21 protein-coding genes are annotated in these 19,536 nt (G+C 47.4%); 16 read left to right on the forward strand and 5 right to left on the reverse strand.

Annotation, left to right across the window (positions count from 1 at the left end; all coding sequences use genetic code 11):
- The first annotated feature begins 169 nt into the window (after window positions 1–169).
- A complete protein-coding gene (locus ACWPAB_RS06660) occupies window positions 170–2,134 on the forward strand; it encodes a glutamate--cysteine ligase (RefSeq protein WP_003569992.1) in 1,965 nt (654 codons plus the stop codon).
- 31 nt (window positions 2,135–2,165) lie between these two features.
- Here ACWPAB_RS06660 and ACWPAB_RS06665 read toward each other — a convergent pair whose 3' ends face one another.
- Window positions 2,166–2,606, reverse strand: coding sequence for a YueI family protein (locus ACWPAB_RS06665; RefSeq protein WP_003569994.1), 441 nt, complete (start codon window positions 2,604–2,606; stop codon window positions 2,166–2,168).
- Between the two features lie 70 nt (window positions 2,607–2,676).
- Between ACWPAB_RS06665 and ACWPAB_RS06670 the strand changes: the two genes are divergently transcribed.
- From ACWPAB_RS06670 to ACWPAB_RS06710, 9 genes are all read left to right on the forward strand, one after another.
- Entirely contained in the window at window positions 2,677–3,279 is a 603-nt protein-coding gene (locus ACWPAB_RS06670) for a DUF1054 family protein (protein ID WP_003569996.1), read from the forward strand.
- A 219-nt stretch (window positions 3,280–3,498) separates the two neighbouring features.
- Complete coding sequence (sdaAB, locus tag ACWPAB_RS06675) at window positions 3,499–4,164, forward strand: L-serine ammonia-lyase, iron-sulfur-dependent subunit beta (protein WP_003565035.1); 666 nt, start codon at window positions 3,499–3,501, stop codon at window positions 4,162–4,164.
- A 48-nt stretch (window positions 4,165–4,212) separates the two neighbouring features.
- Entirely contained in the window at window positions 4,213–5,079 is an 867-nt protein-coding gene (gene sdaAA, locus ACWPAB_RS06680; protein WP_003569998.1) for an L-serine ammonia-lyase, iron-sulfur-dependent, subunit alpha, read from the forward strand.
- Between the two features lie 102 nt (window positions 5,080–5,181).
- Window positions 5,182–5,865: a histidine phosphatase family protein gene (locus ACWPAB_RS06685; protein WP_003565038.1), complete on the forward strand. Its 684-nt coding sequence runs from the start codon at window positions 5,182–5,184 to the stop codon at window positions 5,863–5,865.
- Window positions 5,866–6,119: 254 nt separating this feature from the next.
- On the forward strand, window positions 6,120–6,950 hold the full coding sequence (gene msrA, locus ACWPAB_RS06690; protein ID WP_003570000.1) for a peptide-methionine (S)-S-oxide reductase MsrA: 831 nt from the start codon (window positions 6,120–6,122) through the stop codon (window positions 6,948–6,950).
- Window positions 6,951–6,998: 48 nt separating this feature from the next.
- Window positions 6,999–7,934: an SDR family NAD(P)-dependent oxidoreductase gene (locus ACWPAB_RS06695; protein WP_003570002.1), complete on the forward strand. Its 936-nt coding sequence runs from the start codon at window positions 6,999–7,001 to the stop codon at window positions 7,932–7,934.
- A 261-nt stretch (window positions 7,935–8,195) separates the two neighbouring features.
- A complete protein-coding gene (pnuC, locus tag ACWPAB_RS06700; protein ID WP_003565044.1) occupies window positions 8,196–8,927 on the forward strand; it encodes a nicotinamide riboside transporter PnuC in 732 nt (243 codons plus the stop codon).
- A gap of 75 nt (window positions 8,928–9,002) precedes the next feature.
- Window positions 9,003–9,731 (forward strand): deoxynucleoside kinase, encoded by a 729-nt coding sequence (locus ACWPAB_RS06705; protein ID WP_003565046.1) that lies wholly within the window; start codon window positions 9,003–9,005, stop codon window positions 9,729–9,731.
- A gap of 259 nt (window positions 9,732–9,990) precedes the next feature.
- Window positions 9,991–10,803, forward strand: coding sequence for a PHP domain-containing protein (locus ACWPAB_RS06710; RefSeq protein WP_003570005.1), 813 nt, complete (start codon window positions 9,991–9,993; stop codon window positions 10,801–10,803).
- 358 nt (window positions 10,804–11,161) lie between these two features.
- Here ACWPAB_RS06710 and ACWPAB_RS06715 read toward each other — a convergent pair whose 3' ends face one another.
- The 3 genes from ACWPAB_RS06715 to ACWPAB_RS06725 form a co-directional block, all read right to left on the reverse strand.
- On the reverse strand, window positions 11,162–12,802 hold the full coding sequence (locus tag ACWPAB_RS06715) for a peptide ABC transporter substrate-binding protein (RefSeq protein WP_003570006.1): 1,641 nt from the start codon (window positions 12,800–12,802) through the stop codon (window positions 11,162–11,164).
- A 137-nt stretch (window positions 12,803–12,939) separates the two neighbouring features.
- Window positions 12,940–13,836, reverse strand: coding sequence for a sensor histidine kinase (locus ACWPAB_RS06720; RefSeq protein WP_003584253.1), 897 nt, complete (start codon window positions 13,834–13,836; stop codon window positions 12,940–12,942).
- A gap of 70 nt (window positions 13,837–13,906) precedes the next feature.
- Window positions 13,907–14,584: a response regulator transcription factor gene (locus ACWPAB_RS06725; protein WP_003565058.1), complete on the reverse strand. Its 678-nt coding sequence runs from the start codon at window positions 14,582–14,584 to the stop codon at window positions 13,907–13,909.
- Between the two features lie 396 nt (window positions 14,585–14,980).
- Here ACWPAB_RS06725 and ACWPAB_RS06730 point away from each other — a divergent pair, with 396 nt between their 5' ends.
- A complete protein-coding gene (locus tag ACWPAB_RS06730) occupies window positions 14,981–15,910 on the forward strand; it encodes an ABC transporter ATP-binding protein (RefSeq protein WP_003565060.1) in 930 nt (309 codons plus the stop codon).
- Complete coding sequence (locus tag ACWPAB_RS06735) at window positions 15,907–16,677, forward strand: ABC transporter permease (RefSeq protein ID WP_003570017.1); 771 nt, start codon at window positions 15,907–15,909, stop codon at window positions 16,675–16,677. Before ACWPAB_RS06730 ends, ACWPAB_RS06735 begins: the two co-directional genes overlap by 4 nt.
- Before the next feature lie 74 nt (window positions 16,678–16,751).
- Here ACWPAB_RS06735 and ACWPAB_RS06740 read toward each other — a convergent pair whose 3' ends face one another.
- Window positions 16,752–17,630, reverse strand: a complete 879-nt coding sequence (locus ACWPAB_RS06740; RefSeq protein WP_016381908.1) for a LysR family transcriptional regulator — start codon at window positions 17,628–17,630, stop codon at window positions 16,752–16,754.
- Window positions 17,631–17,744: 114 nt separating this feature from the next.
- On the opposite strand from ACWPAB_RS06740, the gene ACWPAB_RS06745 reads away from it, so the two are divergent.
- From ACWPAB_RS06745 to ACWPAB_RS06760, 4 genes are all read left to right on the forward strand, one after another.
- Window positions 17,745–18,161, forward strand: coding sequence for a cupin domain-containing protein (locus ACWPAB_RS06745; protein WP_003570021.1), 417 nt, complete (start codon window positions 17,745–17,747; stop codon window positions 18,159–18,161).
- Window position 18,162: 1 nt separating this feature from the next.
- Window positions 18,163–18,480, forward strand: coding sequence for a carboxymuconolactone decarboxylase family protein (locus ACWPAB_RS06750; protein ID WP_003565067.1), 318 nt, complete (start codon window positions 18,163–18,165; stop codon window positions 18,478–18,480).
- Window positions 18,477–19,112, forward strand: a complete 636-nt coding sequence (locus ACWPAB_RS06755; RefSeq protein ID WP_003570024.1) for an NAD(P)H-binding protein — start codon at window positions 18,477–18,479, stop codon at window positions 19,110–19,112. Before ACWPAB_RS06750 ends, ACWPAB_RS06755 begins: the two co-directional genes overlap by 4 nt.
- A gap of 136 nt (window positions 19,113–19,248) precedes the next feature.
- A complete protein-coding gene (locus tag ACWPAB_RS06760; RefSeq protein ID WP_003570026.1) occupies window positions 19,249–19,533 on the forward strand; it encodes an ArsR/SmtB family transcription factor in 285 nt (94 codons plus the stop codon).
- Window positions 19,534–19,536: the final 3 nt, after the last annotated feature.

Below are 19,536 nucleotides of genomic sequence, written 5' to 3' on the forward strand. Positions count from 1 at the left end.
GGAAGTACTTTTAAGATGATTGACTTAGTTTAGCATAGAGATGTGACTTGAAAATAGGCGGTTGTTGTTGCACGGGGATGCTTACGCTCCGGTTTCTGATCGCGCCGGCTCGCGCTCTTGTTGTCTGCGTGTTAATCTAATTCTAGATCATCAAATAAAGGAATGACACATGTTGAATCATTATTGGCAACTGATCCAGAAAAATAACTTGTTTGGCTTACGGGACGACACTCGGATTGGGGTGATTCGGACGGTGAAGCCGGTGTTGGCGGAAGGCGAGCAGCTGCCAGTGTGGGCGAATGCGAGTCGGCATGCGTTGGTGCAGCAGGTGTCGGCTACAATGTTACAGTTGACGACACCGCTTTTAGACGATCCCAGCGAAGTTGTGGCGTATTTGCGTGCGGGACTCAGCCGCGTCTGGGCAGCGCTGCCAGAAAACGGCAAGCTGCCGGTTTTCACCGCCGGATTGGAAAATAATCAGCGCATTCGCATTGTTTTGCCGGAAGTGTTGTTTGAGCGGCTTTATACGGCGGAAAATTTTCAAGGGAATGGCCCTGATTATGTGACGTACCGGAATCAAATTTATGATTTGGTCGCTGATGGGTTGATCACACAATTGCCGTTACTGACTTATCTCTTTGCCGCTTCACCGGCCAAAAACGGCCGGGCATTTTGGCCTGCGCCGGATCAAGAACGACAACTGGTTCAAAAGGTCAGTGACCCTGATCACTTAGCGCGAACATTGGCTTTGGATGTTGCAGTGGAACTTGATCCTTATGCGGCGAGCGGTGTTACGGAACAAATGTTGAACTTTTTAATCGACAGTTGCTGGTTTGCTTTGAGTCAACCAGCGATTCCATTGCCCGCGGCGGCTGAGGTGCGTCGGCATAGTTTGGCAGAAGCACAGAAGATTGCTGCTGGCGATCCCACGGCACCAGTCGCGAGTTTGACAGCACCGATTGATGCCATGGCGGTCTGGCTGAATCAGGTCGGCCTCACACCGCAACGCAAACAAGCTTTTGAGTTGATGCAAAGCCGAGTCCTGAAGCCAGAAACGACGATTGCGGGTCAGGTGGCGGCGGCTTATCATGATATTTCAGCAGCTCAAACACCGTTAGCAACGCAAGCCCACGCAGATTTGTCAATGGAAGAAGATTTACCGGGCTTCAGTAACTTGTCAGGCAACAGTCAAGCCTTGCTTCAGGCAGTGATTGATGGCGGGTATCAGTGGACCTTGCTGGATCGGGAACAGAACATTCTGCAGATTGCCAGTGATACTCAGCGCCATGTGTTGATTGACGGTGCGTTGACTAGCCGCACACCTGCTAGTGCCATGGTGGTAGCAGAACATCGCCATGCTGCCAAAAAGGTGTTAGCGGCGGCTGGGTTACCTGTTGCCAGAGGCGCCAAGTTCACACGTTGGCCTGAAGCTAAAGCTGCTTTTGAGCAAAGCTTTGCCCGTAAAAGTATCGTCGTGAAACCTGAACAGCGTAGTCATGGGCTTGCTGTTGAGCAATTTGCGGTGCCGCCAACTGCCAAACAATTCGCCCAAGCCTTTCACGCTGCTAACCAAGATCACGGCGTATTGGTCGAGATGATGGGGCGGGGAACAACGTATCATTTTACTGTTATAGGTCGCCGTGTGGTAAGTGTGTTGGAAAATGCCGCTGCCAATGTGGTTGGCGATGGTCGTAAATCAATCAAAGAATTGATTGCGTTGAAAAATGGTAAGCGGCCGAATGCACGGCAGCTCAAACTTGACGAAACAGCAAATCGGCAGTTGAAGTTACAATCGGTTACGATGAATACTGTCTTGCGGCGCGGTCAGCAGATTTTCCTTGCGTCTGCGGCGCATCCGCAAACAGGTGGCGATATTTATGATGTTACAACCGAAATCGATCCAAGCTACAACCAACTTGCGGTTGCCGCTGCTGATGCGCTTGAATTGCCGATTGCCGCCGTTGATATCGTGATTGATAATCTTTATGACGCCTATGCTGCTGAGCATGAAGGCCAAGCTATCATCATCAGTGTCGATCCGATTCCCGACTTAATGTTGCCACAACAACCAGATATGGGCGCGGCGCATTCAATTGCACCTGCTTTACTCACGTATCTGTTTAGCGAAAAATAAAACATCTGCCGTCATGTTCGGCAGATGTTGGTTATAACTTTTTAAAAAAATCAAAGCCACGTTTTTTCGGCTTTTCAGAATCTTGCTCAAGTGGTGGCAGATCAACATTCGATTGATTAATCGCCGTGTCGGCAACAATCAGCAATCCAGCGGCCTTTTCGGCTGTTTGCGCGGTTTCATTAGCCACCAGCGTGAATGGCACATTCGCATCCGTGAGCATTTTCATATAGGGGCCTGTGATGGCATTATCGAGCTTCCCGTTTAGCAACGCTTTATAACCATGAGCGTGAAAGTCTTTGAGTAAAGGTTGCACTTGCGCTTGTCGTTTAGGGTCGGCCAATGCTTGATTGGTGACCTGTAGAGCAACACGTTCTCGCAAAGAGCCCATATAGGCTCGACGTTCATCGGGTTTGGTCTGCGGGGGACCGTAAATCGCACTGTTCAGATGTTCCTGCATATTATCGTCTGACATTAATGGTGCCTCCTTTTAAACGCATTCATATGCCCTCATTGTAACATGTTCTTATCTTGGAAAAGAGGTTGTGGTTCTGTTTACACTTGAAGATTTCGCCGTTTTTAAGGCGACAACGCTGGCGACACGAATGCATCTGATTCGCGAACAATTGGATCCCAAGTTTGCTGAGGCCGCCACGGTGATTGTGCCGCTGCTGCAAACAGATCAGCAGGCGATCTATTCGCACATTGCGAAGCATCAACGTCGCTATCGCAATCCGCCGCCGAATACATGGGTCGCGTTTTCAACCAGTTCACGCGGTTACAAAATGGTGCCGCATCTGGCGCTGGGCTTTTGGGATGATCGGCTCTTCTTGTGGCTGTCAGTTTTACGTGAAAGTAAGCCGGCGTCGCGGGTATTGACGGGGATCACCGCGATGGCAACAACCTTACCGGGAAAATGGCAAGTGGCAGGGGAGCATACAGATAAGGCGATGTTACCACTGACTTCAGCCAATTTAGCGACAGTTGGGGCTCGATTTCAGACGATTAAAAAGGCGGAGTTCCTTCTAGGAAAAGTTTATTTGGCAGATGATCCGATTTGGGCAGATCCCGTGCGGCTTTGGCAGGACATACAACAGCGGGTTGTCGCCCTTAAACCAATGTTTGATCAGTTGGTTCAAAACGTCTAATGTCGGGGTGATCGCCTGCAAATGGATCATTTTGAATGCTTTGTATGAGAATGCCGCGAGAATTCAGCGAAACCTGTCCGCCGCCATGTTTAGGGTGGTAGAATCACACTGTGGTGTTGCTCGCCTGCGCGTGTTGGTAAAGTTTTGGCGAACGCCTATTTTGCCTAGTTCACCACTTGGATTAGCTAGCAAACTGCATCATGTTAAAGGAGAAAAGCCATGCCAGATGTACGATTTCATAGTGTGTTTGATATTATCGGTCCAGTGATGGTCGGCCCAAGTAGTTCCCATACAGCAGGTGCCGCCCGAATTGGAAAAGTGGTTCGCGATATTTTTGGTGAAGCACCAGAAACGATCACGATTTACTTGTATGAATCGTTTGCCAAGACTTACCGAGGCCACGGGACAGATGTGGCTTTGGTCGCAGGATTATTAGGCATGGCGCCGGATGATCCGCATCTACCTGAATCAATGAAGCTTGCCTATGATCAAGGCATTAAGGTTAGCTTTGTACCGAAAAGCGACAAAGTTGATCATCCAAACACAGCGCATATCGTGCTGCAAAAAGGCGACCACCGGCTAGCCGTGACTGGGGTATCGATTGGCGGCGGTAATATTCAGATTACTGAAATCAATGGCTTTAAGATTTCTCTGAGTATGGGGCAGCCAACTTATATTACAATTCATGAAGACGTTCCCGGGATGATCGCGCAGGTGACGAAAATCTTTTCCGATGCTGGTATTAACATCGGTACCATGACTGTGACTCGCGAATCAAAAGGCGAGCAGGCGATCATGATTATTGAAACAGACGACTATCAAGATGATATTTTGGCTAAGTTGAAACAATTGCCGCATATGGTGAATGTCACTTACTTCGAATGACAGTCGTTTTTAATTGTTGTCCCTGATGTTTTGATAAAGGAGTCGCCTATGTTTTATACCGTCAAAGAATTGATTGAGCAAAGTCACGCGTTTCCATCTGTTGCTGCGTTAATGGTGCATACCGAGGTTGAAAACTCGACACGGACGGAGGCACAAGTTCGCCATCTTATGAGCCGTAATCTGGAAGTGATGGAACGATCCGTCAAAGAAGGCATCGCCGGCGTCAAAAGTGTTACCGGTTTGACTGGCGGCGAGGCGAAGAAATTAGACGCCTATGTCACCAGTGGTCAGTTCATGAGCGGCAAGCCGATCATGGAGGCTGTTCGCAATGCGGTTGCTGTTAACGAGGTTAATGCCAAAATGGGCTTGATTTGTGCCACACCCACTGCAGGATCAGCTGGCGTTTTAGCTGGTGTTCTGCTTGCTATGCGTGATCGGTTGCATCTAAGTCATGATCAACAGTTGGATTTTCTTTTTACCGCTGGTGCGTTTGGCCTAGTGATTGCCAATAATGCGGGAATTGCTGGTGCAGAAGGCGGCTGCCAAGAGGAAGTCGGTTCTGCGAGTGCAATGGCGGCAGCTGCGTTGGTAACGGCTAATGGCGGTACGGTGGAGCAAGCAGCGACTGCAGTTGCCATTACCTTACAGAACATGCTCGGGTTAGTCTGTGATCCAGTCGCTGGGTTAGTTGAGGTGCCGTGTGTAAAACGCAACGCGCTGGGCGCCAGTCAGGCGATGATTTCTGCTGACATGGCGTTGGCTGGTTGCATCAGTGTTATTCCGGCTGATGAAGTGATTGAGGCTGTGAATCGTGTCGGGATGCAATTACCAGCGACCTTACGGGAAACAGGCGAAGGCGGCTTAGCAACGACACCAACCGGATTGCGTTTGAAAGAGGAAATTTTCGGTAAATAATCATTGTCAGTCTTGGCTATTTCAGGGCGTGATATTTGTGGAGATGCCCCAAGCTGGGTGTTAGCGTCAGTTGCAGTTTAAACGGAAACACAGGAGGAGCTCGTGATTCATTTCTATATTGTTCGTCATGGGGAAACAGCCGGTAATGTCAGCCAGTTAATTCAAGGTATCACCAATTCGCAACTCAATGCGCGTGGCCGTAAACAGGCATTGGCTTTGGGCCGCGGGTTGCGGGCAAGCGGTTTGATGATCGACCGAGTCGTTGCCAGTGATCTGCTTCGAGCACAGGAAACTGCGCAACAAATTTTACTGGGCATGCAGGTAAAGCTGGCAATTGAAACCGACAAAGGACTGCGTGAAGAAAATGATGGCGTTTTTGAAGGACGATCGTTAAAGGATGTTTCACAGGAGGTTTTTGGTGTTCCGGATTATCACATTCTTGTGCGCAGCGGTAAAATGCCGCTGGAAGCGATTCCTGATGGGATACACGCAGCTGATGCAACTAATCAAGCTGAGAATACGCAACAAGTGGTTTCTCGGTATGATTTTGCCATGCGCCGAATTGTGACAGCCGCAGAAGCTGCGAATGAGACCAATGTGTTGGTTGTCAGCCATGGCACGGCCAGTCTCCTGTGGTTACGAGCGCATGGTGGCGATTTGCCAAATCGGACCGAACTCACGAATGCCAGTGTTAGCAAGGTTACCTATGACAACGGGCGATTTAAGGTTGACTGGATGGACAACACTGAGTTTCGTGATCAGGGATTAAAAGAAGAATTATCATAAAAATATTGGGAAAGCATCTGTAGGCAAGACGGCTATGGATGCTTTTTTAGGTGCGCAGTTGTCTATATGTTAGGAGGCTCGGTTAGGTTCATCAGGACAAAAAGGTTGTGCGCTATCGAAATTTGCCGTTCGCGCGTATACTTGCCTTAAGATATGGGCTGGCCTCGTTTTTGTGACCGTGATAACTTAGTAAAAATAGGCAGGCTTATTCATTGTCGTTAACTTGATAAGCACATTTAAAAGGAGCTGGTGACATGGAGCAAGACGTATTTTTAGCTAAGGTGACTAACTTGATGCTTGCACCGGGAACGCGTGCATTTGAGCGCGAACAATTGCGCCAGGCCAAACATTTGGTAGAGGCCGGGCGACCAGTGGCGGAAGGCTGGGCGCAACTTGAATCATCTTTGCGGCCATTGGCGATGCGTGATAACCTGACCCCGGATGTGGCTGACTTTTATCGAGCAGAGACCGGTGATCCAGTAGGGGCTGTGCAGACAGATTTGAGTGCCCATTTTGATCGCGACATGCCGTTTCAGGAGCGGGCTATTTTTGCTGGCGGTTGTTTCTGGTGTATGGTTGAACCATTCGTCGATTTGCCTGGTATCACCGCAGTCACTTCGGGTTACACTGGCGGGCATAGCGCACATCCCACTTATGAACAAGTGATCGGCGGCTATACCGGGCATGTTGAAGCCGTTGAAATTATTTTTGATACCCGCAAAATGAGCTACGCCGCATTAGTGGCGCTTTATTTTCAGTTAACTGATCCGACTGATGCACTGGGGCAATTTCAAGATCGCGGCAGTCAATATCGTCCTGTGATTTTTGTCAAAGACGATACGCAACGCCAGATAGCGGAAGCGGCTAAGGCTGAATTGGCTGCTTCTGGGCGTTATTTGCGGCCAATCATCACTGCAATTGAACCTGTTGCGACTTTTTGGCCAGCCGAGAACTATCATCAAGACTTTTATAAAAAGAATCCGAAGCGCTATCAGATGGTTGAACGGACGCGCCGCCAGTTTCTTCAATTTCAGCGTGCACAAGGCAACCTGCGGGTGATGTTGAAACGGCGTAAAAAGGCATAAATTCTTGCAGTCAAATGGCAGTTGTTGTTGAAACGGAGGTAGTGGCCTATGCGGGAACCGATACGACATTGGACGCAAAAAAATATGCCTGATCTTCACGGCAGCTATGCGGTCGTAACAGGTGGTACCAGCGGAGTTGGGTTTGCAATGAGTGCTGCTTTGTTGCGGCACGGGGCGACGGTGATCATCGTTGGCAAACAGGCATCAAAAGGCGTCACTGCTGCAGCCAAGTTAAGGGCGCAAACCGGTCAACAAAATGTCACGTTTATGGGCGCTGATCTGGCGGATCAAGCAGCCACTAAACACTTAGCCAACCGCCTGCTGAGGATGCTTCCTAAGCTGGATATTTTAATCAATAATGCCGGTGTGATGATGCCCGCTAAACGTACCTTGACCCGTGACGGTCTCGAGCTGATGTGGGCAGTGAATTATTTTGCCGGATTTATCTTAACAATCGAACTGATGCCGCTACTATTGCGATCGGATCATGCCCGTGTGGTTAACGTTGCCTCAATCGCCATGGGTCGACCACATTTGACCTTTAATCAGTTTGATGGCCATGACTATCGCCCTTGGACGATTTATACGACTACCAAGCTGGCGCAAGCGATGATGGTGGTTAAGCTCAATCAGCTATTGACAGAGGCAGGACAGTCGGTGACCGTGACTGGCTCAAGTCCGGGATTAGCCGCAACGAGTTTGAAAACAATCAGCTCAAGGAAAACTGCGTGGTTGATGCGAATGGGTGCGTTGAGTTTTTGCTTGCTGCCGTTTCTCCGGCAATCGCCAGATCAGGCGGCATTGCCAGCACTGTATGCGGCAACCGACCCCAATGCGCAAGGCGGCGTGATTTATGCACCACATGCATGGCGTGGTTTGCGAGGTTACCCAGCATTATGGGCTTGGAATCAGCGGCCCGAATTACACGATCAGAAGTTGCTTGATCGTTTATATCGGGCTTCACGCAATGTAACTGGTGTATGACTGCCATTTTGGGCACGTTAGATTTTCTAAGAAGCGACTTTGCTAATGCCCCAAAAGCATCATTTCTGCTGATCCCATGCTATTTTTGCTGTGATTAGCGTTGTGTAAGCGGTTCACCTAAAATGGCACATGTAGTGGTGAGCATACTCGCTAACACCAATATATTGTATATTCAAGACTTACATTTAAAAAAATTTGTTGCATAATAGAGCATAGTCGTTGTCAGTGCAACGAAAACGAAAGCTTAAGGGAGTCTTGTTTGTGCAAACATCTGGGAATTATTTTAGTTGGTTGATGCATCAGTTGAAGGGGTGGCCGCAGCAGAACTATTATTTGTTCTGGTTTGCTTTTGGGTGTCAGTTGATGACCCTTGTAGATGCTAAGATAACGCCCGTGACTATCATTACTTTTATTGGGACAACTTTGGGTGTGCTTTGCGTCTTGGCCATTAATGCCACTAAAGCAGTCAATGGGTGGTTAGGTCTTTTGAGTGCCGCATGTTTTATCTATGTCGGCTTTATCGCCCGCAATTATCTATCAATGTTTGAACAGCTAGCCTATGTGGTGACACTTGATTTGCCAGTTTTGATTAGCGTTCGGACTTGGAATGATGATACTAAGAACAACTTGAAGACATTCAATGCCCAGAAATGGATGCTGTCAATTGGCTTTACGTTGATTGTGTGGGCGGTGAGCGCCTATTTGATCGGCCAGTTTACCAATGATCCGCGGCCAATTTTTGATGGTATGGCTTTTGCGATTTCATTGACTGGTGGGATTGTTTGCTTCCTGCGATACAACAATCAGTACTTCTGGTGGTTGTTCAGTGGCGTGGCTCAGCTCGTTTTATGGGCCATTACTTTTGCGCAAGGGGATGCCAGTTTAGCGATGGCGATTAATGCCAGCATTTACGTCATTAATGATATTTTGGCCTTCACGGTTAGCCCATGGTTCAATCGGGGCCGCAAGCAGCTGGGTCTAAAAACGATCTAAGTGGTGCTTTAGCTGTGTTTGTGGTAATGTTTGTTGTTGGCGCAACATAATAAACATAATTGAGGAGCGAGAACTGTGATCTACATTTTAGGCAGTATTGGTGCAGGAAAAACGTCGCTGACAAAAGTTTTGTCAGAAGATATGCAGGCACCGGCATATTATGAAGATGTTGAAGGTAATGGCATGATCGCCAATATGCTGCAAAAATTTTATGGTGCAGGCGTTGAGAGTCGTAAGCGAACCGGCGCGATGTTGCAGATTGCATTTCTCACGTTCCGTTACCAGCAATTGAAGAAGGCTGTGACCCAAGAAAACGCGATCATGGATTCTTCGCTTGAATCAGACTTCGTGATGGCCTCGCAGTTGCATAAACACGGTGAAATCGATGATGTTGATTTCAATGTTTATGTGACACTGTCTCAAGAGATGCAAAGTAATGTCAATGGCAGTCCTTGGAACGGTTTTCCTGATCTAGCAGTTTATCTGAAAATTGATCCAGATCACGAAATTGACGAAATTCAAAGTCGTGGTCGCGATATGGAAGATATTCGCGAAAAGCCGGAGTTGGTCGATTACTATCGGCGGGTCAACACAGCTTATCGTGATTGGGCGAAGGGGTATACGCGCTCGTCCATGATTACAATTGATCGTGATCGTTATGACTTTATGCACTCAGCAGCTGACCGTGCCAGTGTGTTAGATCAAATTGAAACCAAGCTTGTTGATCTCGGCAAATTATCCCCGCAAGCGTTTGATGCGTTGCAAGCGCAACATGCAGATGGGCCGATTTCTAAGTTTGCATGATTTCCAGTTAAATTGTTAGAAACAACGACCTGTGTCATCCTCATTTTTAGGGGATAACACAGGTCGTTTTTGATTTGTTTCATAAAACATGTTCACAAACACAGCAACTCGGTCGATTCACGCGATGCCATCTATTTTCGATTGCAAGTTCAGTCTATGATATGCTTATGTTATAAGAAGCCATGGTTCGAAACCCTAACTATCATTGGTTGTCAGTAGGGTAAAGGACACTGACCCCACTAGAAGGAGGAACTCATTCGTGACAATTTATGATCAGCACATGCATACCTTGTATTCATTTGATTCCGAAGCCCAACTCCGTGATTACTTAACGCAGACAAAGGCGCCTGTCGTGACAACAGAACATTTAGAGTTTGATAATCCTGATGATGGCGGCCGGGATAATCTGCCTGATTATGCTAGGATGAAGGCAACGCAGGCGGCTCTGGCCGAAAAATTTCCGAACGAATTCTTGCTTGGAATCGAAGCCGGCTATTTTGCTCCTGCCGATGCTCGATTCCGACAGTACTTGGACAACCATGACTTTGATTTGACACTTTTGAGTTTTCATCATGATGGTCATTACGATTATCTGGATGAGCAATTGATCACCATGCCAGCTAAACAGCAGCTTGAAGATTACTTTGAACGGATGCTCGCTGGCCTCAAACGATTTCATGATGCCGACGTCTTGGCACACTTTGACTATGCCTTGCGCCGATTTGACATCACACCGGACCAGCTAGAAGCTTGGGGCAAGCCGTTGTTGGATCAAATTTTTACCATTGCCGTCGAAAATGACTTGGCGTTGGAGTTGAATACGAAGTCAATGTATCGCTGGGGCAATGCACCACTGTATGATCAGGCGATTGCTTGGTATCAAGCAGCGGGTGGTCACTTGTTTACTATTGGCAGTGATGCGCATGAAGGACCGCAATACGAGGCAAACTTTGCTGATGCGCTAGCGATGCTTAAACGTCACGGGGTAAAAGAAATCGCCACGTATCGTCAACATCAGCGGACAATGGTACCGATTGAGCCGCCAGTGATTGATGCTGATAATGCTTATTAATGGCAACAGGGTGAGGACATCATTCACAGCTTTGAAAAATAAAGACGCCCGATTTTTCCATTTGCAGGGAAAATCGGGCGTCTTTCGTTTTCTCATAGATAACTGTCGGGATTTAAGATCTCAGTGCCAAGGCGGAGCAATCGTAGGCCAGATGGGGCTCAGCCGTGAAAACAACACAGCGACCGGGCTTGGAGCTGATGTTGTTAGGCGACTTCGAGACCGCAGGTTTTGCGGGCTCGAAGCGCCGTCTCCGCTTTAGCTTCGCGTCGCAAGCCCCAGCTGGCCGGAGATTGCGGGGTTTGGCACGGCAAAGGATTTTTTTTAGCCTAGATTGTTTCTTCAAAACGCCGTGAAGCGCTTATTTCAGATAGGCGTAAACAAAGTTGAAACTGTTGCCCGGACTCGTCTTCAGATCATGGATCTTCGGATTAACCATGCGTGCTGAAACGAGTTGATACAGCGGGATGGCACCGGCTTGATTGACCAGCAACTGTTCAGCTTCAGTCATGTCCTTGAAGCGGGCAGTAGGCTTGTTAGCATCCGCACCGTTACTCTTGGCCATGAGCTTGTCATAGTCAGCATTTTGCCACTGGCCATGGTTGTATTCACTGTTACTCGTGAACAAATCGAGATAGGTGTTGGGATCTGGATAATCCGCCCCCCAAGTACTGAGGACCATGTCAAAATCGTGGGTGGCAGCGCGCTGCTGACGGTTCTTAGCTGGCACACTGGCGATACTGATTTTGAGGCCTGGCAAATTCTCTTGCAAAGCACCTTGAAGATATTCTTGAGTTGCCTTGACTGCATCAACATCATCACCTAGCAGCTCAACATCAACTGTTTTGGTGCCAACTTCTTTCAGGCCTTCTGCCCACAATGTTTGAGCTTTCTTCTTATTGTAAGTCGTGATGGCCTTCGTGTTCTTGGCGACCGCTGTCGCATAATCGGTGCTGCTGTCCGGCAGCTGGCTGAGATCAGCCGGGGTAATGTCACGGGCGACAATAGAACCGTCGGCTAACACATTTTTAACAAAAGAGTCGCGATTGATCGCCATGGAGATGGCCTGGCGAATCTTGGTATTCTTGAATGCCGGGACCTTATTTTCATTTAATTCAAGGAAGTAAGTCCGGGCCCGTTTAGTGGCAACATAGCCAGTCTTGCCCTTTTGTTGGGCAGCGAGCTGGCCGGTTAAATTGGCATCGTCAAGCTTACCAGTGCGATATAGGTCAAGTGCCGTATTGGTATCCTTAACTACCTGAACGTCAATTTGCGTCAAATGAACATTCTTTTTGTTCCAATAGGTGGTATTTTTAACTTCTGTCCATTTATCGCCAGTGCCGGTCCAGCCTTTGGATTTAAAAGCGCCGTTCGACAAAGTATATTGCGACTTGGTACCGTACTTGGCGCCCCATGCCTTAACCTTCTTAGCAGGTTGCGGGAAAAACGCAACGTTATTTAACAAGCTATTGAAGTAAGGAATCGGGTGTTCAAGCGTGACTTCTAAAGTTTTATCATTAATAGCCTTGATGCCCAGATCTGTTGCTGGCTTTTTGCCTGCACGAATGTCGTCCGCATTCTTGATGCCAGAGTACATGTTGGCCTGAGTGGACTTGGTAGCTGGATCAACGGTTCGCTGCCAAGCAAAAACGAAATCTTGGGCTGTAACCGGGGTGCCGTCACTCCACTTGGCATTGCGTAACGTAAAGGTGTAGGTGAGGCCATTATTTGTCGGCTTCACGATTTTGGTCGCCATGGCTGGTTGCAGGTCGTGACCGTAGTATTTATATAACCCGTTCATGGTATCAATGATAGCCTGTCCAGAGACACCTTCAGATGCTTTACTTGGATCAAGCGTTTGCAACACATCGGCTTCCATTCGGTGCCAGACCTGTTGCTTGCTGGAACTAGAACTGTCCTTGCTCGATTGGGTACCGCATGCAGTCAGTACAAAAGTGAGTGCTGCAGCAGCAACCACAAGCCATTTTTGTTGTGTTTTCAAATCATGCCCCTCCAATTTGTAAGCTGTTACTAGAATAGCAATCTCCTTACAAAAAGCAAGTGTTTTGTATGAACTGATGCTTTTTGAATGACAGCTTAAAAACCCAGTTCACGAATGGACTAGGCAAAGGCGTGATCTTAGACGTTGTGGTCGCGAAAGGTGAGCGTGACAGCAAATTGTTGCCTGTCTGCTTGCAGCGTCATTTTCCCGCCAAGCGTGGTGGTGAGTGATTGCACGATGCTCAGACCCAAGCCGACGCTTTGGGTTGTCCGAGCCGAATCGGTTGTGTAGAACCTGTCAACGAGCTGGTCAGCATTCGCAAGCGGTTTGTCGGTGTTGTTGGTGAAGGTGATGGTCAAGTGCTGCTCATCTTGGCGAACGAGCGTGACACTAGCCTGATTCTTGGCATATTTTAGCCAGTTACCAATAAGATTTTGGAAAACTCGGCGCATCATCGTCTCATCGGTTGTTAAAACAAGATTGGGCGCGATTTTTGGGGTTACCTGCATACCATTGGCCGTCAATTGGTCAAAATAATCAAATAATTCAGTTTCGAGTAATTTTGATAAGTTGATAGGTTTTAGCTTTAACGCCGTGGATTTTTCCTGAATGAGATTGAAGTCCATCAGGTAATGTAAGTAGTAATTAACAGACCGCAAATTGTGTGCCACGCGGGCCAGCGATTGTTTGGCGTCGGCGTGCGGATCGCGATTTAGAAGTTGAACGTAGCCAGTTGCGACGGTCAGCGGGGTTTTAATATCATGCGTCAAATTCAGCAACATCTGATGAATCTTTTTTTCTTGCGCAATTTGCTCAAGCCGCAACTGGCGGGTGGCATTCAGATTGTCATTAATCCCAGCTGCGAGTTTACGAACCAAAGGAAAATTGGTATTGGTTGTCACCCCAGCGTTAGTCTCGATGTGATTAATATAGGTGAGTTCGCGATTGATACGGCGGATATCGATGATGATCAACAAAAGAGTGATCGCCAATACAAGACAAATGACGCTGAGTCCGATGATGATACCAAGCATAGCCTTCTCCTTTGAAAAACATTTTTCGATTGCTAGCAGTTATCCTTAAAAATGATCCGTAGCTAACTAGCTATATCAACCGAACGCCGATGCCCCAGATTGATACAATATACTTCGGATCTTTTGCCAGATCATTGATTTTGGTGCGTAAATTGCTAATGTGCACGTTCAGCGTATTATCTGCGTTCATGAACGGCTCGCCCCACACCTGCTCATATAATTGTTGTTTGTCGAAAACTTGATGGGGATCGCGCATCATCAACGCCAGCATCGCATACTCTTTTTTCGGCAGGGTCAGCGGTTGATTGTTGACAGTAACCGCATGACGTTTGAGATTCAGCGTGATTTCACCAACCTGTAAGTGATCTTGTGCTTTAGCCGATGGTGCAGGCAACGTTTGACGCAACTGCACCTGAACCCGAGCCAATAACTCGTCAATGTCAAACGGTTTGGTTAAATAATCATTGGCGCCTTGTTGCAGAAGCGCGACAGTTTTTTGCTTGTCTTGAATGGCGGTAAGGACCAAAACTGGCACGCTAGACGTTTTGCGAATGGTCGTCAAAACACTTTCACCGGTGACGTTTGGCAGCATTAAGTCAAGAATAATCAAGTCAGGTGCTTCCTGATGAAATTGTGCTAAGGCACTGATACCGTCATAAGCTTGGATCACAGCGTAGTAGGGTGATAATACATCTCTTAACAAGGCTTGAATATCTTGATGATCTTCGACAATTAAGATTTTGCCCATGCTGTCACACCTCCTAAACGCGTTCACCAGCCCAGAAACCTGCGTGTAAGGACCTTGGACGCAATGGCCAAAGTGCGGCCATCACACCCAAGGCCACTTACACTCCGGTTTCTAACCGGGCTGGTTCACGCTCTCTTAAACGCGTTCGCAGCCGCAGAAACCTGCACATAAGGACCTCAAGTACGATGGTCAAAGTGCGACCATCGCACTTGAGGCCACTTATGCTCCGGTTTCTAACCGCGGCTGCTCACGCTCTCTCCTAATAGTGTAAGCTATAAGAGCAGTTTTTCACAATTTAGGTTTAATTAAGGATTCATTATATAGCCAGTTAAGAAAGGCCCGTTAAGCTGATTTTGTAAGCAAAAAGCGGTGACAAAATGGTGGAGGGAGATTGCTATGACACAATCAGTGTTAACGATTGAACATGTTAGCAAACAGTTTGGGCGTTTTCAGGCATTAGATCAGGTCAGTTTCACAGTTGAAAAAGGGGATATTTATGGCTTAATTGGCGAAAACGGGGCGGGTAAGACTACTTTAATGCGGTTGATTACCGGCTTGTCACCGATGCAGCACGGAACCGTCACATTACTAGGTGAGCAAGCTGGTCACTATCAACATGCACTTAGTCGAATTGGAGCTGTGATTGAAAGCCCAGCAGCGTTTGAGAAGTTGACCGTTTACCAAAATTTGCGGTTGTGCGCAATTCAACATGGCATTCAAGATAAACAGGCCATCACGGAAGCCATTGATTTTGTGGGACTCAAAGCGAAGCAAACCACCAAAGTCAAACATCTTTCTTTAGGACAGAAACAACGACTAGGTTTGGCGTTAGCGATTTTACCGCGTCCGGATTTTCTGATTCTTGATGAACCGATTAACGGCCTTGATCCTTCGGGTATTATGGAATTTCGCCAATTATTGAAACGCTTGAACGAGGAGCAGCAGACAACCATTCTAATCTCCAGCCATATTTTAAGTGAGTTGTATCAAGTGTCCACCCGATTTGGCATTATTCATCATGGACGGATGATCAAACAACTGACCAAGGCTGAGCTGGATAAAGCCAATCAATCAGGCTTAGCGGCTACCGTTGATGATACGGCACTGGCAGCACAGGTTTTGGATCAACATGGGTATCAAGATTTTGACATCATTGACGATCATCATCTTTTGTTGAGACAACCGGAAGTTAATGCAGCGGGGGTGAACCAATTGCTTGTGACCAGTGGCGTGGGTGTTCAGGATATCAGTCATCAAGCTGGATCACTGGAACAATTTTACATGCAGTTACTGGGGCAAACAGAGAAGCAGGAGGGGCAAGCATGATTAATCAAATTCGGGCCGACTTCTATCGCCAAATCCATACAACGGGCATGTACATCATGCTTGTGCTGACGATTATCTATGCGGCCACGACAACCTTGGGACAGAGTGTTGGCGGCGTGACAGTGCGTGGCGACAGTGGTCAATTTGCCCAAGTTGGGGGTAAATCGTGGTCAGTTTTAACTGGCATTAAAGTGGCGAATATGGGTGAAACGATGCTACTTTACGTTTTTATCGGCGTTTTTGTCATTGTTTTCGGGTATGAGTTCAGTCAAAAGGTTTACAAAAACACCTTAATCTCGGGTATCTCGCGGTTAGCGTTTGTCCTAGCCAAGTATTTGGTGATGTTACTGGACTTACTGCTACTATTCGCTGTCAATTTCCTAACCGTACTGATGGCCGGACTTGTTGCTGGACGCCCATTAGGCGGGAGCTTGGGAACATTGTTTGGAACCTTTAGTCTGAGTTTCGTGGCTGCGACCTTCTTTGTGAGTGTGATCTTCAGCATTGGCGTGTTCCTGCTGGTATTAACTGGGTCGATTATGATACCGGCGATTGTGGTGGTGGTCTTCCCCCTCATTGTTAGTGTGCTCCATGTACTCGGTGAGTGGGACTGGATTAAATATATCGACTTCTTCGGCGTCGCCCAAAATATCGGCGTCGGTGGCATGAAGGTTAGTGCATTGCCACCGTACATCGCTGTCAGTTTAGTGCTATTGGTTGTGATGATTGGCTCGTCAGCATTAATGTTGCGAAACAAAGAACTGTAACTGACTTTTTAAGATTTAAAAATGATCCGCATTTTGGCTAGTTGGCCTTGTGCGGATCTTTTTTTAGTTGCCTGCTAAACAGTCTCGATTAATTGGTTGAAAATTTCCAAAAATTTCTGAGCAGCGCCAGACATTGGGACGTTTTTCGTCCAGATTAAGGCCATCTTGGTGGTTAGTGTCGGAGAAAAGGGAATGAATTTTAGCTGCATTTCATCATGGCCGATTAAATGGCTGAGACCGACAATATACCCGGAACCGAGTTGAGCAAGCAGACCAGCATTGTAAATCAAGTTGTAGCGAGCCACGACTTGATTAGGGTTAAAAGCGTGGCCGGCCCAATCAGTGAGCATTTTGACAACAGGTTCGCGCTCCGACACGATCAACGCCTGACCCCGAATCGTTTCTGGTGAAATAGCGGTTTGCGCCGCTAGCGGATCAGAAATGGGGATGAGCAGTCCCCAGCGATTTTCACCTGGAATCCGGCGATAGGCATATTTATAAGTGTCAGCCGGATCAATCACGACCCCAAAATCAAGTAAACCATGGTCTAACCGCTCCTTAATATCATCGGCATTGCCGCTGTATAGCTGCAGTGTCACATCAGGAAAAGCAGCGATCAATTGTTGCGCTGCCTTTAACACAATCTGATTAAGTCGTGACTCGCCAAGACCAATTGCCAGCGTACCGCTGACGGCATGGTCATCGACAATGTCTGCAACCGCAGCGTCTGTCAACGTGAGAATTTGTCTGGCGCGATTCACCAAATACGTCCCATTAGCGGTTAAGCTTATTGCCCGACTTTTTCGGTTAAACAGCTTTGTACCGAGTTCTGTTTCCATCTCCTGCATTTGCCGCGACAAAGCAGGTTGCGAAATATGGATGGCATTGGCAGCGGCCGTAATCGTACCGGCGTCGGCAATCGCCACGAGATAGCGTAATGTTCGTAATTCCATGAAAAGGCCTCCGATACATAAGGAAATATCATAATACTATATGCTATATAAGCATTATACATTTTAAGCCATCGGACCGATAATAAACTTAAACATTGAAAGAAGGCATTCGTCATGAATGACAAGAATCAAAACGCCGGATTATTCGGCTTAGGTGAAGCTAATACCGCTTACCAACAGTATTTTACGGGCAACAGTTATCTGAATGGTTTGGTCGCCGCGGCAGATGAGATCGATGTGACTGTTGCCAACGTGACATTCGAACCTGGTTGCCGGAACAATTGGCATATTCATCACAATGGTTTTCAGATTTTACTGGTCACAAGCGGTGAGGGCTGGTACCAGGAAGCCGGTAAGCCAGCACAATTGCTGCATCCCGGTGATGTGGTCACGATTCATGAAGGCGTGAAGCACTGGCACGGCGCAACTAAGGACAGCTGGTTTAGTCATGTGGCGATCACCAAAGGTACTAGTGAATGGTTGGAACCTGTATCGGATCAAGCTTATGCGCAGCTAACGGAGGAAAAATAAGATGGCAAAACAAACAGCAGGACGCAAACAGTTGGGAAAATTTGCCCCACAGTTTGCTGCATTGAATGACGATGTTTTGTTTGGGGAAGTTTGGGCAAAAGAGAATGAACTATCTGCCCATGATCGCAGCATGATCACGATTGCTTGCCTTATGACCAGTGGCGATTTTCCACAACTCAAAGCCCATTTACAATTAGGAAAAGAACACGGACTGACGAAAGAGGAAGTCGTTGCTGAAATCACTCATCTCGCTTTTTACGCCGGCTGGCCAAAGGCGTGGTCTGCGTTTAATCTGGCGAAAGAAGTGTATGGTGAATGATAAACGTCCTCATACTTGGCGCTGCCAGTCAGATTTCACGCTTTTTAATTCCAGATTTGTTGGCAGATAAAACTGTGAACCTAACGCTATTTGCCCGCCAAGCACCGCAACGGTTGGGGCAATATGCAGGTGAGTCACGTGTGACGTTGGTTGACGGCGACTGGAATCAAGAAGCCGATATTGAACAGGTTATGCCGAATCAAGACATCGTTTTTCTGGCAAGTTCCAGTCTCGTCGGTAATCAAAATGTTGTCACAGCGATGAAGCATACCGGTGTCCAACGGTTGATTGTCGCAGGCGGCCTTGGGATTGACGATGAAGTTGCCGGCAAGTTTGGCAACTGGAATGCGCGGATGATGGGAGATTACACACCATACAAACAGGCCGCAAAGGTGATTTTAAACAGCGGCTTGAATACCACTTATCTTCGCATGACATGGTTATACGACGAAAACGGCAACGAAAAGTATCAAATCGTGCCAGAAGGCCAGCCATTGCGCGGAACTCAGGTAACACGTCAAGCAGTGGCGAAGTTAGTGACTGCCATCGTGAGACACCCTAGCTTATACCAATACGCAAATATTGGCGTTGTTGAACCGGGGACTGAGTGGGACAAACCATCGTTTTATTAAAGTTGCATGATTCATCTGAACCACCGATCAATTCGCAAATTAGAATTGATCGGTGGTTTTTTGAGATGCTACCTTGATGCTAGCTGATTAGAGCACTGGGGTTGTCATTCAGGATCAAAAGAATTACGCTTGTTCTATGAATATCGAACAAGCAGATCAAACAATGGCGAATATTTTTAAAGTTCTAGGTGAACCGCATCGAATTGAGATTTTGCGTATCCTTTATCATGCTGGTCGAGAATTGACGTGCTCAGAAGTCAGTGCCCAGTTAAATTTGAGTAAATCGACAGTGTCGTATCATTTTCGAGCTATGCGATTAGCGGGCTTGACGAATACGCGCCAAGTAGCACAAATCAAGTATCTGTCTATCAATACGACAGCTTTTGATCGGTTTTTACCGGGGTTTTTAGCGACCCTGTAATTT

Source organism: Lacticaseibacillus sp. 30 (assembly GCF_053819265.1).